Genomic DNA, 14,832 nt, shown 5'->3' with positions numbered 1-14,832 from the left:
AAATCTTTTAAAAATCATTGCACGGCGCTGCACTCGCCTTGCAGTTCAGAACCCTGTCCATACGTCCTTGGCGTACAGCCCTTCCTGGAGCAGTCGGTCCAGCCAGTCAGCAGCCTCATCTTCGCCGGTCTGGTGAACTTCGGCGTAGGCCTCCTTCAATGCCGCCTCCACATCAGGAGCCATGCGTGCCCCGTCTCCGCAAATATACAGACGTCCCCCGACATCCAACATGCCGATTAGGGCTCCTGCCTCCTCCCGCATCAGATGCTGCACATAGCATTTTTCTCGTCCTTCCACCCTGGAGAAGGCGGTATACAGGGTAACAAGCCCATCCCGCTGCGCCGCCTCCAGCTCTTCGCGGTATAAGAAGTCCTGCTGCGGATGCCTGCAGCCAAAGAACAACCGGGCCTCCCCAAGCTTCCGTCCTTCGTCCCGGAGGGCGCGCCGCGCCTGAAGGAAACCCCGGAACGGCGCTATGCCGGTCCCTGGTCCGACCATAATGACAGGCGTTTCCGGATCTTCAGGAAGCTCGAAGATAGGTCCGGGAGTCCGTATGAACATGAGCACCTGGTCCCCGGGCTTCAAGTTCGCCAAATAACCTGAGGCGATCCCCTTGTATTCGCCGTGGCCGCTCCAGGCAGGCCCCCTGACGACGCTGACGGTGATGCTGGCCTGATCCGCCCGGATCCTCGGCGAGCTTGAGATGGAGTAGTAACGCGCCTTCAGGGGCGGAAGCAGCTCCAGAAAGCGTTCGAACGGCAGCTCGCAGGCCTCGTATTTTTCCAGAAGAACGAGCATTGAAAGCCGTTTTTGGCGAACCTGTTCCATATAGACCTGTTCGTCCATTAAAGCCTCGAGCTCTCTCTTGTGAGGGGGACAGACGGTGCAGGCGGCCAGCTCCCGCAGTTGGGCCCGGGTGGCCGCATCCTGCAGCTCCACACTGTGGCTTAGCAAATCGAACAGATTGACCGGCTTGCCAAGCGGCAAATGGGCTGCGCTCCGGCCGGCGCCGTCCAGAACCAGATGCTCGGCTCCGCTAAGCCCGAACCGCTTCAGCACCCGTTCAACCAGCTCCGGCGGATTTAGAGGTATAATCCCCATGTGGTCGCCTTCACGGTAGCTGACTCCCTCCGGCAGCGCTATTTCCAAATGCCGTGTGCTCCGGCCGCTGCCCTCCAGCTGCAGCTCGCGATTCTCCACTACCTCAGCCAATTTGGCCGCATATGTTTCCGCCAGCGGGATTCCCGCCAGACCGTTTACAAATCGGACGGACAGCGAACTTTGGTCGCTTCCCTTGCCCTCGCTCAGCTTCAAGCCAAACGACCTTGCCAAATCAGGCCACAGCTGCCCGGTCCATTCATCTACCTGCTTCTCAAAGTCTCCGCTTGCGTCGGCTTCTCCAAGCCGGGACAGCCGCTCGGCGCCCCCTGCCGCCAGCAGCCGATCAATCAGATGCGGTATCCGCTGGTACGTACCTGCCCAGTTATGGTCGCCGCAGCCCATAACGGCATATTTCACGCCCTTGAACTCGCCTGCTTCCGCATGCTGCAGCCATTCGACAAAGGCTGACGCATTGCTAGGCGGCTGCCCGTTATACGAGGCAGTTACGATCAGAATGGCGCCTTCCTTCGGGAGCTTCCCGACCTTCTCATCCAATGCCGCCGCCTCGCTGCGAAAGCCTTGGTATCTAGCCTTCTCCGCCAGTTCACGCGCAATGCCCTCCGCCGTACCCAGATTGGAGCCGTACAGGACCAGCAGCGGCGTCTGATGCGCGTTTGCTTCATCCGGCAGCACTCGTTTGACAGCAGGTTCCGCTTCTTCCGGCACGAAGCCGGGAACAGCCACAGCCGGCTGTCCGCCGCGCGGACGGACCCGGATCGTGAAGTTTTCCGGCTTGAGCGTGAGCGTCTCCTTCACTTTAAGCCTGTAATCCGCATAGTCGATCAGGTCAAAATGTTTCAGTACCATTCCCAGCACCAAAGTCGCCTCCTGCAAGGCGAACTGCTGCCCGATGCACGCCCTTTGCCCGTTGCCGAAGGGCTTGTAGGCATGGTGCGGTATTCGGCTTAGGTCTTCGAACCTTTCCGGCCGGAAGCTTTCCGCATCGTCCCCCCAAGCTTCCTTGTCCCGGTGCAGCTTCGGGATCAGCACATTGACGCTGTCCCCTTTCTTTAGCGGATACTCGCCGCCAAGAATCGTATCTTCCTTCGCATAGAGGGAGAAAGCCGGCGCTGTCGGCCAAAGCCGCAGCGATTCATTTAAAACCATCCGAATATACTTCAGATTTCGAACTTGCCCGTAGGTCGGCACCATATCCTTCAGCACGCGGTCCGCTTCTTCTTGCGCCTTGCGCAGCGTATCCGGATTTTTCAGTAAAAAATAGATAGCGAACGACAAAAGCCCGCTCGTCGTCTCATGTCCGGCAATCAGGAACGTGATGATCTGGTACCGGATATTCTCATCATCCAGCCCCTCTCCCGTTTCCGGATCCTTGCCGCTGAGCATGTGGGACAGCAAATCGTCCTCCCCCCCATGCCCTCGCTTCTTCCGCTCCGCGATCAAATGATCCACCAGGGAGAACATCATCCGGATGTCCTGCTCAAACTGCTTCTTCTTGGAGATCATCAGCGTGTTCTGCAGCCGCAGCCGCTGCAGCTGGCCCATCGCTTCATCCAGCGCCCGCACCATGCTTGCAATAAAAGGATGCGGCTCTTCCCGGTAAAAACTGTTGAAGCGGTAGTTGAAGCCGCACAAACCGATCGTATCCAGCGTAAGGCGCGTCATATCCTCGGGAACATTCACATTCTCGTCCGGATTGAGACGCGACCATTTCTGAACAAGCTGCAGCGCCAGATCAAGCATTTTGGCATGATAGCCCTGCATGGCCCGCTGGCTGAAGCTTGGCAGCAGAATATGATGCGCTTTTTGCCAATTGGGCTCTTCTGTCCAGCTTGTAAACAGTCCGTCACCCGTAAAAGACCTCACCTTCTGCAGCGGGGCCCATACCCGCTTGTCGAATCTGGACTCATCCGACGCGTCTGCCACCAGCTTAGGGCTCGAAATATACAGCTCCGTACGCCCCGGCAGCTCCAAACGGAAAATGGGGCCGTATTCTTCGGCCAGCTTAACCATTGATTGCACAGGCTCTTCCAGATTCAGCTGCGGCAAATTGCCTAGCGGACCAAATGTTTTCGGCTGCGGAATGGAAATGGATCGAGACATGCTACTCACTCCTCACTTATGATTTCGGCAATGACTGCGGCCTTCAACAACACGAAATGACTAAAATGGTATTACGGTCAATTTTAAGCAAAACAGGCTTCCCATAGGAAGAGGAAAAATTGTAAGCCTCTTACAGTAACCTATCACTTCTAAAATAGATGTTCAACAGGCTCAAGGTCTAAGATTCCCTGCGAACAAAGGCCTAAAAACAGAAATCGCCAGGTACGCTCACAGATAGATCCGAATCCAGAAACACGGAATTTTTTAAATATGTTATATTTTATATAGTGGCTTTAGAAAAAAACGTGCATCACCGTGAACAAGCAAGAAGGAGGACCGGCAATCTTGAAGAGTTTTGAACTGCTCACTGCTTATTTGAAGAAAAATTGGCCCCTCTATTTGACCGCTGTAATCCTGATCATCGCCTCTAACGGTGTTCAGGCCCTGCTTCCGCAGGTTCTGGGAAAAGTGACGGACGGCCTTAAGGAAGGCTCGCTCGGGCAACAGGGTATCATCCGTTACAGCCTTATGCTGCTGACCATTGCAGTCTCCTACGGCGTGCTGTTCGGGCTCGGGCAATTCACGATTATGCGTCTGGGCCGAAGATTTGAATTTCTGACGCGGGGCAAAATTTTCGCCCAATTCTCCCGCCTCAGCGAGGACTATTTCTCCAAGCAGGGCACAGGCAAGCTGCTCAGCTATGTTATGAACGATGTTACGTCCGTTCGGGAAGCTATTTCTTTCGGGATGACCCAAACAACTAACGCCGTCTTTATGGTTATCTCCTGCATCGTCATGATGCTGATTACCGGCATTCCCGCATCCCTGATGCTGGTCAGCATCTGTCCGCTTGCCTTGATCCCGTTCCTCGTCACGTATTTTGGTCCCCGCATTCGCGCGAGATCCATGGCCGTGCAGGAAAACCTCGCCTCGATGACGGAATCCGCCGACGAACAAATCGGCGGCATCCGGGTCACCAAGACGTTCGCCATTGAGGAAACAGCCCGGCAGCGGTTCGGCAGTACGGTAGAGAACGTACGAGGCGCCCAGCTGCATCTGGTGCGGCTCTCTTCCCTGTTTCAAGCGCTGCTTCCCTTTCTGGGCGCTCTGTCGCTGGCAGTGTCCCTGATCGTGGGCGGCTATATGACCCTTCAGCATCGAATGACCCTCGGCAGCTTCGTCGCCCTTACCTTCTATCTCCGCATGCTGACGGGACCGCTGCAGCAAATCGGAAATGTCATCAACATGATGCAACGGTCAGGCGCTTCGCTGGATCGCGTCAACCGGCTCCTCGCGGAGGTTCCCAGCGTGCGGGACCGCAAATCCGCCGTTCCGCTGCGTTCCGCCGGCAGCATTGTTTTCGATCACCTCTCCTTTTCCTATCCCGGATCAACCGACAAAGCGCTCGACGATATCAGCTTCAGCATCCCCGAAGGCCATACGGTCGGACTGATCGGCCGGACCGGAAGCGGCAAAACCACTCTCGCCAAGCTGCTGCTGCGTATTTACGAACCGCCTGAAGGCACGATTACGATAGGCGGCCAGGACATCACCAAGCTTACGCTGGAAACGCTCCGGAGAAAGATCGGTTACGTGCCGCAGGACGGCTTCCTGTTCAGCACCGATATCGCCGACAACATTTCGTTCAGCGACCGCTCGGCGGACATGGGGCAAATTCGCTTTGCGGCGGAGCAAGCTTTGCTGCTCGAAAGCGTCAATTCATTTCCGGAAGGGTTTGAAACCAAGCTGGGCGAACGGGGCGTAACCTTGTCCGGCGGGCAAAGACAGCGGGCCAGTTTGGCAAGAGGGCTGATGAAGAAGCCGGAATTTCTCATTCTTGACGACAGCATGAGCGCGGTGGACGCCTTAACGGAATCAGGCATACTAGGAAATCTGGTCAAAGACCGCAGGGGAAAAACAACGCTGATCATTGCCCACCGAATCAGCAGCGTCCAGCATGCGAATGAGATTATCGTTCTGGATGAAGGGCGTATTGTGCAGCGCGGCACCCATGAACAATTGATGCAGCATCCGGAAGGCATGTACGCTTCGCTATATCGGATTCAACAGGAGGGATTACAGCATGCCTAATTCCGCATCCTCCGCCATGCAGGCAGAGCAAGCAGCGAAGGCGCAGACACAGGAAAAAAACAGGTCCTACGAGGCGTTCAAGGCCGTGTTTGCTTATGCCAAACCGCACCGTCTCACATTTATCGGCATCTTTTTCTGCGCGCTTCTGGGCATCTCGGCCGATTTGCTTCAGCCCTATCTGGTTAAGATCGCTATTGACGATCACCTGGCAGGAGGAAAGACCGACTTTGGGTTTATCGCCATCATTGCCGGCGTTTATCTCGGCATATCCATCGTCAGCTTTATTTTCACTTATCTGCAAAACAATTTGCTGCAATATGCAGGACAAAGCATTGTGGCGCGTATCCGGAACGATTTGTTCGAGCACATTTCAAAGCTCTCGATGTCGTATTTCGACAAGGTTCATCGCGGCAGCCTCGTGACGAATGTTTCCAGTGATACGGAGACTATCAGCCAATTTTTCACGCAGGTGCTGCTGAGCCTGATTCGCGACGGAATGACGCTCATTCTGATTATCGTATTCATGTTCCGGCTTGACCCTGCCCTCGCTTGGTACTGCCTGATCGCGCTGCCCGTCATCGGACTTGTCGCGTTTCTGTTCCGACGCTATTTGCGCGAGGCTTATCAGGTAACACGGAGCCGTCTGTCGCGGCTCATCGGCTTTGTCGCCGAAAATCTGTCCGGAATGGGACTGATTCAGGCGTTCCGGCAGGAGGAAGAGCAAACCCGCCGCTTTAACGAGAATAACCAAAGCTATTGGCAGGGCATGATGCGGGAAGTTCGCGCCAACGTTCTCTTCAACCGGACTTTCGATATACTTGGCAACGTCGCGCTGGTGCTTGTCGTCTGGCTTGGCGGGATGGCCGTGTTTCACAATCAGATTGAAGTGGGCGTGCTTTACGCCTTCACAAGCTATATCCGACAGTTCTTTCAACCGATCAACCAGATTACAATGCAGTGGAATACTTTTCAGTCAACCATCGTGTCGATGGACCGGATCTGGAAAATATTCAGCACCAAGCCGGCTGTCAAAGAACCTGAACAGGCCAGCAGAAGGAACCTTCAACTGGACACGGTTCAGGGGAAAGTCGACTTTAATGACATCTCCTTTGGCTATTCGTTAAGCAAGCCAGTTATTCCGCATCTTGATCTGCATCTGGCTTCAGGCGAAATGGTCGGGATCGTCGGAACAACCGGAGCCGGAAAAAGTACGCTCATCAGCCTGCTTAACCGGTTTTACGATGTGAACAATGGCAGTATAGAAATTGACGGGACCGATATCCGTGACATTCCGCAGCATCAGCTGCATCGTCTCGTCGGTCTGATCCAGCAGGAGCCGTATCTGTTCTCCGGCAGTGTTTTGGACAATGTACGCCTGTTCCAAAGCGATATTTCCCGGGAAAAAGTGGTCGATGCCTGCCGCTTCGTCGGCGCCCATGACATGATCATGCGAATGCCTAAAGGCTACGATACGCCATTGTACGAAAGAGGGAGCGGCCTTTCCGCCGGTGAACGCCAGCTGATTTCTTTTGCAAGAATCATGGTGTTCAAGCCTAAAATTTTGATCCTGGATGAAGCCACCGCGAATCTGGACTCACAGACGGAACAGCTTGTCCAGAACGCGCTGCAGACTGTCTCGAGGGGACGAACAACGCTTGTCATTGCTCACCGTTTATCGACCGTTATGCACGCCGACCGCATCCTGGTCATGAAGAACGGCCGGGCTGTCGAGGAAGGAACGCACCAAGAGCTGCTAAAGATGCACGGATATTACGAGCAACTGTACAATCACGCCAGGGCAGAATGCTGAACAAACCTGTTTAATCCCCGAAATTTGCTAGATCATGTTCCCTCTCCAGGGCTGAATGGTTATAATTGGATCAAATGACCTTTGTCGGAGGATTGCTTGATGGTTACACGCAGAAAAGAACCGTTTCGTTACTCGATGGAAGCGCCGCTTGATTGCCGGATCGAAATTACTGCCATCGACCGGATGCCGGTAACAGGCAGGCTGGCCCAGGTGGAACTGCTTGACATCAGTAAGAATGGCTGTAAAATCCGTAGTCAGCTAGATTTGCATGCTGCCGACCATTCCATAGAATGTTTGGTGCATATGCAGTTGAATGACGAGCCGTTTGTATTTCCCGGCCGAATCCGGTGGCAGCGGGAACTGGAAAGCCCGTACCAGTATTATGGAGTTCAATTGCAGATGAGTGCTGAGGAGAAAGAGAAAGTCAATGTGGAGCTGCGTACCCTCGCAGCCGAGCGAAAAATAAAAGTGATGTAATAGACTTTTTAGACATGATGGAGACTGGATTTTGACCGGCGTATTTACGCCGGTTTTTTTCGTCTTGTTGTTAGAAGAAAATTCGGCTATTTACTTTTCCCGCCCCAGGGCTTACAATGAACTCATAATTGAAGTGAGTAATCACTCATTTTCTAAAAATAAGGATGTGATTTTTGTGCAAACCTCCGCTTCCCCCGTTCTATCGGCCAGCCAGGTCAGCCGGTCGTTCGCGGGCAAAACTATTCTCAGCGATATCAATCTGGAGATTATGCCGGCTGAAACCTTCGGGCTGCTTGGACCGTCCGGCTCCGGAAAAACGACTCTGGTGAAGATGCTCGCCGGGATCGACGCCCCTTCCTCCGGGGAGGTGAAGCTCCTCGGCACACGGCTGCCCAAACTGTCCATGCTTAAGGAAATTGGCTATATGGCTCAGGCCGACGCCTTGTACAATGAGCTGACCGCCCGGGAAAACATGGAGTTCTTCGCCGCCCTGTACGGCTTGAGCGGCAAACGAAGAACGCAGCGGATTCTGGAAACGGCGCAGCTTGTGAATCTGGAAGAGCACCTGGGCAAAAGAGTTCAGCAGTACTCGGGCGGAATGAAGCGGCGCCTGTCGCTGGCGATCGCCCTGCTGCATGAACCGCCGATTCTGCTGCTTGATGAGCCTACCGTCGGGATTGACCCGCTGCTGCGCCAGTCGATCTGGGCAGAGCTTAAGGCGCTGAATGAACGGGGTACCACCGTTGTGCTGACGACCCATGTCATGGATGAAGTGGAGAAATGCGACCGCCTGGCCATGATTCGCAGCGGACATATCATTGCTGAGGGTACTCCGGCCGGGCTTCTGCGGACGACCGGCGCTGCCACGATCGAAGAAGCCTTTATTCAATTTGGAGGTGAAGCCAAATGAGAACCTGGGCCATTATGCTCCGCATTTTGCGGCAGTTCCGGCGGGACAAACGGACGGTTGCGCTTATGTTCATTGCTCCGCTTCTGGTGCTGACCCTCATGAATCTGGTCTTTAACGGCAAAGATTACGTTCCCCGGATCGGGATCACCGGCAATTCTACAGCTCTAGCCGCCATGCTGGAGAAGCAAGACGCCAAGGTCATCGTTTACGACAGCTCGGATCAGGCTGAAAAAGCGCTGCAAGGACAGGAAATCGATGCGGTTGTCTCCGCCGGGAATCATAAGGCGCCTGCCATAAGGCTTGAAGGAAGCGACCCCACCGCCAATCGTTCGGTCATGGAGCTGATGCAGAGCGCCCTTTCCGGTCAAAATCCGGGAGCCGATGCGGCGAAGCCCGAAATCACCTATTTGCATGGCTCCGGAGACATGAGCACCATTGATCATCTCGGACCCGTTTTAATCGGATTTTTTATTTTCTTCTTCGTATTCCTGATCGCAGGCGTCGCTTTCCTGAGGGAACGGACGACCGGAACGCTGGAGCGGCTGCTCGCCTCCCCCGTCAGACGTTCGGAAATTGTGCTCGGCTACGTAGGCGGGTTCGGGCTGTTCACCATCGCCCAAGCCCTGCTCATTACCTGGTACAGCATCAAAGTGCTTGGGATCGTGATGGCAGGTTCCTTCGGCTATGTGCTGCTGCTTACGCTGCTGCTGTCATTAACCGCCCTCACGCTGGGGACGCTGCTTTCCGCTTACGCCAACAATGAATTGCAAATGATTCAGTTTATACCGCTCATTATCGTCCCGCAGCTGTTTCTCTCCGGATTGTTCAATCTGGATACGCTGCCTGACTGGCTGGCCGCCTGCCGGGTAGTTATGCCTATGTACTACGGTGCGCAGGGACTTAGCGACGTAATGATCAGGGGACAAGGCTGGAGCGCCATAGCGCAGAGCGTATATGTTCTGCTTGGATTCTGTCTGCTGTTTACGGTGCTGAACATCCTCGCGCTTCGGAAACACCGCAAAATCTAGGCGGGTATGTTAAAATGATTGAAAGGGTGATGAATACCAGAAAGGGGAAAGGCCATGACTCGTCAGCAGGATCAGGAGATTGAACAATGGCTGCAGGAGCTGTCCCTGTTGGATGAGGATCGCAAAATGACGGCCAAGCAGCTGAAAATTATCCAATCCGCCGTTGAAATTTTTGCCGAAAAAGGCTATGCGTCCGCATCGACAAGCGAGATTGCCCAGCGTGCGGGCGTAGCGGAAGGAACCATTTTCCGGCATTACAAGACAAAAAAGGACCTGCTTCTTTCGATTGTATCGCCGCTTATGGGCAGACTGGTAGCTCCGTTTATCATCAATAATCTCAAAGAAGTGCTTGATCCGGTTTACGATACATTCGAGGATTTTCTGAGGGCCGTTATTGCCAACCGTATCGCCTTTGCGCGCAAACATATGAAAGTCATCAAGATTCTCATCCAGGAAATTCCGTTTCAGCCCGAACTGAAGAAAGCCTTCATTCAGCGGGTCGGAGCTCCAATTGCCGCCCGAATCCGCAAGGTTATCGTTTATTATCAACAGCAGGGACAGCTTAAAGATATTTCGCCTGAAATGGCCGTGCGTTTCATGGCATCTACCATTATAGGTTTATTTGCCGAAAAGTTTCTTCTGTTCCCGGACGATCCCTGGGATGAGGAAGCCGAAACGGAGCAAGCGATTAAGCTCATTTTGCATGGCCTTGGGAAAGGCAATGACTGAACAATAGTTGAAGAATGATTGGGAATAATTGTAAACCATGATCCTCTGCATCGCAGTATTCCAGAAGGAGGCGAGGTTATTGAATCTGTATTTTCGGGATAATTTTTTTAGTACCGGTGTTACGGAGATTCTGAATGAACAGGGAGAAAATGTCGGCCATCTAGATTTGAAGAGCGCTTTTAGCTCGGCGATCGATGTGTATGGGCAGAATGGCCAGCTGCTGTGCAAAGGGCATTTTCCGTTCTTCTCAGGCAAATGGGAGGTTACCGGTGGCGATGGAAGACCGCTCGGCGTACTCCGAAGCAGAGTTGCATTTTTCACCAAGAAATTCACATATGAAACCCAAGGACGAGGGAGTTACGAAATAACATCCCCGGCGTTTTCAAGGGAATATGAGATATCCGATGAATCCGGTATTGTGGCCAGTTTCAAACAAGTAAATGGTTGGTTTTCTTCAGGTGCTTTTCTTCTGAACAATCAATGTGCTGATTTGAATACTTACGAGCTTGTGACGGTGATCATGGGAATGCACCAAATTCAGAAAAGGCACCAAGCAGCGGCAAACAGCGCAACCTGATCGATGTTCAACGAACGGGAAACGAAAACGATAAAAAATCAAGAATCCGCGCGGAGCGGATTTTTTGATTTGTGACGAAATCCGCCAAGGGGGTTCCATTATATGCGGGAAGTCATGAAAAAGCACAGGGCACTGCCTGCGCTTCAAGGAGATTTTCGGGTTTGAGCGCCCTTTGGTGTCACGCACTTTCTTGCTGTGCGATCAGCTCCGCCGAGCGGTTAACGGTACGGACAGGAGACAGCATCAATAGGGCAACGGAACAAAGAGACAGACAGCCTGCCAAGAAGATCGTCCAGCGAAGCCCGAGCCACGATCCCGCGATCCCCCCCAGCAATGCTCCCAGCGGAATTGCGCCGCGGCTGATAAAAAGCTGCGTGGCATTCACCCGCCCCATAATCTCATTGGGCGTCACGGCCTGTCTTATACTGACCTGGGTGATAAAATAAACGGAATTGCCCAAGGAAGAACACATTTGAGCCAAAAACAGCAAAGGCAGAATCAAATAGAAATTACCCGCCGCAAAAGAAACCATCATCAGACCTGCTCCAATCATGACGGCAGCACCGATAATCGCAGAGCCTATGCCTATTTTTTGGGCCAGCCGATTTGAAAGCAAGGCTCCCGCAATGGAGCCGACACTCCCGACACCATAGATCAAACCGATCTGGGCCGGATTTACGGAAAGATTTTGCACCAGAAAAAGCATATAGACCGCATCGAATGCACAGCGGGAAAAATTGAGGATGGCGGTAGTGAGCGAAATGGTCCGCAGAAAAGGGCTGGTAAAAATATGCGCAAAACCGCCTGTAATTTGTTTCAGCATGCCTTTTCTGGGCAATGACGGTTTGACTTCGTTAGCCTTGATTCTCCTAAAGAAAAAGATGGATACAATGTATGTAAGGACATCTACTAAAATGGCTACCGGAGCGCTTAAAACCTGAATCAGCGATCCGGCTGCGCTGGGCCCGACAAATTGAGTCGTAGCACGGGTAGCCTCCAGCTTGCTGTTTCCTTCCGTCAATGCTTCTTTGCTCACGATAGTCGGCAGGAAAGACTGGTAAGCAAACTGAAAAATCATCGAGCATGAGGCCGTCAAAAAAGCGATCAGACAAAGCAGCCACATATTCAGCAGCTGAAGCCCGTTCAAAACAGGGATGAGCGCTAAAATTAGCGCAGCGATCAGATTGGAGTAAATGAGGATAGGAAGACGATTTACCCGGTCAACCCAGACTCCGGCAAATAAACCGATAATAAAAAAAGGAGCCGTGGAGGCTGCTGTCAGCAGACCCATTTGCGCGGCATCCGCCTGAAGCATAACGACCGCGATAAGCGGGATGGCCATGAACGTAATTTGCGACCCCATTACAGAAACTGTTTGACCGATCCATAACTGTCTGAAATTCAGGTTGTTCCATAGGCTTGATGAGGCAAGCCTGATTCTTTTGATCAATATAAAAATCCCCCTTCTCGTTTAAACCCGCCACTAGCATTCACACCCTAATGGCTGTCCTTTCAGGGATATTATACCAGTTTATGTTCCATTTTTAACCAACTTATTTATTCTGAATTCTCAATATACTTATCATTGTTAGAAAACAGATTCAATTGGACTCGAGGTGAATGAACATGTACCGGGCTCCATTATTTGAGAACGATGCACCCGTAGCACTTTTCCACCCTTAGTGGAGTGATACTTAAATGAAAAACACTTGGTTAGGACTTTTGGTTTGTTTAGCGACAATCGGCGTTTTCAGCTTTGGAATCGCGGATTGCAGCTGCTTAACGCCTCAAGCGGAGGGCTATTGTTCTTCTTTCAGCCCGTGGTTGGGACATTACTCGGATGGCTTGTTTTAGGAGAGGACATAGGTGTAACGTTCTGGATCGGCTCCATCCTGATTCTTAGTGGTGTTTTATTTGTTATCAACGAGAGCAAATAGTATTTAATGCCCGGTTGAGTTCTGTCTTCAGCTTGCAGCCTCGCTTTTTCAATATCCGCTAAATCAGGCCTTGACCATTATTCCTCGAAGGCCATTTAATTAGGCACGATCACTAAATTGCACTATTACTGCTGAGTTTGATTTTAAAAAGTGTACAAGTCATAGCTTGTATATCTTTTATCCTCTACTCTAAAAACACCTACAGATTCAAAATACAGAAATTTCAGTTCATCTTCTTGTAGATCAAGCGGGAGCTCTTTGAACCAATCCTTATGAATATCCTCTTCGATTGTTCTACTGGATCTCCAAAGGGAAAGTCCAATTTCAGGGAAAACATACGTAGAGCCTAATGCTGGATGTTTCTTATCATACGGTGAAATACTATCCAACTGGGAAACTAACTCTCTTACTTTTGTTCGGAATAGATCAATTTCATGAAAAAAGAACCCCTCTGTATCATCGGGCGGAACCTCGATAAAGCTTGCCAAACCATCAGTATACTCTACTCTATACCAAATACCACTGTCTCTTATGAGTTGATTGATCTCATTTTCGTTCATCCCAAGTTTTGCTAGGCCTATTGATTTCCCTGGAACAACGGGTATTTTTCTCAAAATTTGATCCCTCCTGAAGAGTTATTACTGACTTATAAATCCGAAGAATCCTTCAGCTACATTGTCCTTGGCGCGCTCGAACAAGGCTGCAGGAAAGTGTCGGCTTTCAGCAGCGACGGTGGCAAACTGACGGTAGGCGAATGGGAAAGCATGTCTGATCGGGACGGCTCGATGCAACGGCAAGGAAGTTGGCATTTCGGAGCGACGGTTCATTATGCGGACGGAACCGGTTTTGCCGATGTGAGCGGGTATGCGAAACCTTTCTACGACCAGCTAAGCGGACTTCCCGTAGAACTATGATGATGACCCTTCCGGGGTCATTTTCTTTTGTGTGCAACCTTTTATCGTTACCAGGCGTAGCCGCTAAGAATCGGTGAACACGTTTCGCAAAGAGGACCAATCGGTTATTTTGGGTTCCAGCCGTTGCTCGATTTTGAGGACATAGATGTCATGGCGAATATAATCCTCCGTTACCGTAACGAAAGCTTTATTTCGAGTCCAGCCGCCCTCGACTTGCCCATTCGTCCAGAACGTCGCCGTCAAGGATTGTTCCCGATCCGCTACAATGTTCAGGATCCGTCCGCCTTTCTCCTCGTAAATCGTGTTCTCGATCGGATGTCGGTAGACAGGTCCGATATCTTCGATCTGATGCTCTCCGTAATGAATGACAGCGATGCGGACTCCTCTTGCGGAAGCTTGTCTAATGTGCGGAAGAAGGGAAATGGATTCCTCCCGCCACATGGCGATTAATAGTTCCCGTTCGGCAGTTTCGATCATTTGTCCGGCCTTCGCCAGCGCTTCTTCGCTCGTCGCCAGAGGCCAAATGTAATGCTCATTGCTTTTCGCTTTTTCATCCGCAATCGTTTTGGACACCGTCTCTAAACTTTGGACGATCTTTTGCGTTTCTTTGGATGCGAGCTCATCCGTCTCCATCGCGGCATACAGCCGCCCGTCCTCGTTGTCGGTAACGGGGAGAATATACCCTTTTTCCGCCAATTTCCGGACGACTTCGTATATTTTGGAGGTGGGTATTCCGGATTTTTTGGCCATTTCGTATGGCGTTTCAGGCTGATGCATTAATAGAGCCAAGTAGGCCTTCGCTTCGTATTCGGAAAAGCCGATATTCGTCAGCGCTTCAATGGCAGTCGGGCGTATTTTCATGGATGGATCACTCCTGAATCGTATTGAGACTCCCACGACTAAAGTCGCAAGCCCTACACCTTACGGTGTGACGGGTGGGATTCTTGAATGACTAAACGTTCGCAGTCCATTTCTGTTTTGAACAGCCTTCAAGATGAGGGCATCTCATCGCCCCTCCTAAGACAGTGCATATAGCATCTTAGGCTGATTGACTGTTACCATCAATCATAGGTGCATATCGAATATTCATAGCACCGACTAAATCTCTATGTTTTTCGAATCCGCATTTACACTTAT

General features: G+C 51.8%; 12 protein-coding genes and 2 pseudogenes. 9 read left to right on the top strand and 5 right to left on the bottom strand.

What is annotated here, in order from left to right; translation table 11 throughout:
* Window positions 1-45: 45 nt before the first annotated feature.
* Window positions 46-3,222: a bifunctional cytochrome P450/NADPH--P450 reductase gene (locus tag K7397_RS12100; RefSeq protein ID WP_223068219.1), complete on the bottom strand. Its 3,177-nt coding sequence runs from the start codon at window positions 3,220-3,222 to the stop codon at window positions 46-48.
* A gap of 345 nt (window positions 3,223-3,567) precedes the next feature.
* Between K7397_RS12100 and K7397_RS12095 the strand changes: the two genes are divergently transcribed.
* The 7 genes from K7397_RS12095 to K7397_RS12065 all read left to right on the top strand — a co-directional run bounded on the left by K7397_RS12095 (window position 3,568) and on the right by K7397_RS12065 (window position 10,844).
* On the top strand, window positions 3,568-5,313 hold the full coding sequence (locus K7397_RS12095) for an ABC transporter ATP-binding protein (RefSeq protein ID WP_223068218.1): 1,746 nt from the start codon (window positions 3,568-3,570) through the stop codon (window positions 5,311-5,313).
* Window positions 5,306-7,123 (top strand): ABC transporter ATP-binding protein, encoded by a 1,818-nt coding sequence (locus K7397_RS12090; RefSeq protein WP_223068217.1) that lies wholly within the window; start codon window positions 5,306-5,308, stop codon window positions 7,121-7,123. Before K7397_RS12095 ends, K7397_RS12090 begins: the two co-directional genes overlap by 8 nt.
* Before the next feature lie 99 nt (window positions 7,124-7,222).
* Window positions 7,223-7,600, top strand: a complete 378-nt coding sequence (locus K7397_RS12085) for a PilZ domain-containing protein (RefSeq protein WP_223068216.1) — start codon at window positions 7,223-7,225, stop codon at window positions 7,598-7,600.
* Between the two features lie 175 nt (window positions 7,601-7,775).
* A complete protein-coding gene (locus K7397_RS12080) occupies window positions 7,776-8,510 on the top strand; it encodes an ABC transporter ATP-binding protein (protein WP_337926717.1) in 735 nt (244 codons plus the stop codon).
* Window positions 8,507-9,538 (top strand): ABC transporter permease, encoded by a 1,032-nt coding sequence (locus K7397_RS12075; protein ID WP_223068215.1) that lies wholly within the window; start codon window positions 8,507-8,509, stop codon window positions 9,536-9,538. Before K7397_RS12080 ends, K7397_RS12075 begins: the two co-directional genes overlap by 4 nt.
* A gap of 54 nt (window positions 9,539-9,592) precedes the next feature.
* Complete coding sequence (locus K7397_RS12070; RefSeq protein WP_223068214.1) at window positions 9,593-10,267, top strand: TetR/AcrR family transcriptional regulator; 675 nt, start codon at window positions 9,593-9,595, stop codon at window positions 10,265-10,267.
* A gap of 79 nt (window positions 10,268-10,346) precedes the next feature.
* The gene (locus K7397_RS12065) at window positions 10,347-10,844 is read left to right on the top strand and encodes an LURP-one-related family protein (protein ID WP_223068213.1); all 498 of its coding nucleotides are present in this window, start codon (window positions 10,347-10,349) and stop codon (window positions 10,842-10,844) included.
* A 178-nt stretch (window positions 10,845-11,022) separates the two neighbouring features.
* On the opposite strand, the gene K7397_RS12060 is transcribed toward K7397_RS12065, so the two are convergent.
* Complete coding sequence (locus K7397_RS12060) at window positions 11,023-12,294, bottom strand: MFS transporter (RefSeq protein WP_223068212.1); 1,272 nt, start codon at window positions 12,292-12,294, stop codon at window positions 11,023-11,025.
* 298 nt (window positions 12,295-12,592) lie between these two features.
* Between K7397_RS12060 and K7397_RS12055 the strand changes: the two are divergent.
* Window positions 12,593-12,781 (top strand): annotated as a pseudogene (locus K7397_RS12055) (EamA family transporter); the annotation flags it as partial.
* Window positions 12,782-12,924: 143 nt separating this feature from the next.
* Here the strand turns inward: K7397_RS12055 and K7397_RS12050 are convergent.
* Entirely contained in the window at window positions 12,925-13,395 is a 471-nt protein-coding gene (locus K7397_RS12050) for a hypothetical protein (protein WP_223068211.1), read from the bottom strand.
* 96 nt (window positions 13,396-13,491) lie between these two features.
* Here K7397_RS12050 and K7397_RS12045 point away from each other — a divergent pair, with 96 nt between their 5' ends.
* Window positions 13,492-13,695 carry a hypothetical protein gene (locus K7397_RS12045; protein ID WP_223068210.1) on the top strand — a complete coding sequence of 68 codons (204 nt, stop codon included), beginning with the start codon at window positions 13,492-13,494 and terminating at the stop codon, window positions 13,693-13,695.
* Between the two features lie 63 nt (window positions 13,696-13,758).
* On the opposite strand, the gene K7397_RS12040 is transcribed toward K7397_RS12045, so the two are convergent.
* Window positions 13,759-14,556 carry a TrmB family transcriptional regulator gene (locus tag K7397_RS12040; RefSeq protein ID WP_223068209.1) on the bottom strand — a complete coding sequence of 266 codons (798 nt, stop codon included), beginning with the start codon at window positions 14,554-14,556 and terminating at the stop codon, window positions 13,759-13,761.
* Window positions 14,557-14,734: 178 nt separating this feature from the next.
* A pseudogene (locus K7397_RS12035) lies at window positions 14,735-14,832 on the bottom strand (RNA-guided endonuclease TnpB family protein); the annotation flags it as partial.

It is taken from the genome of Paenibacillus caui, assembly GCF_019904135.1.
Taxonomy (GTDB): Bacteria; Bacillota; Bacilli; order Paenibacillales; family Paenibacillaceae; genus Fontibacillus; species Fontibacillus caui.
This window is presented reverse-complemented; position numbering and strand designations above follow the sequence as displayed.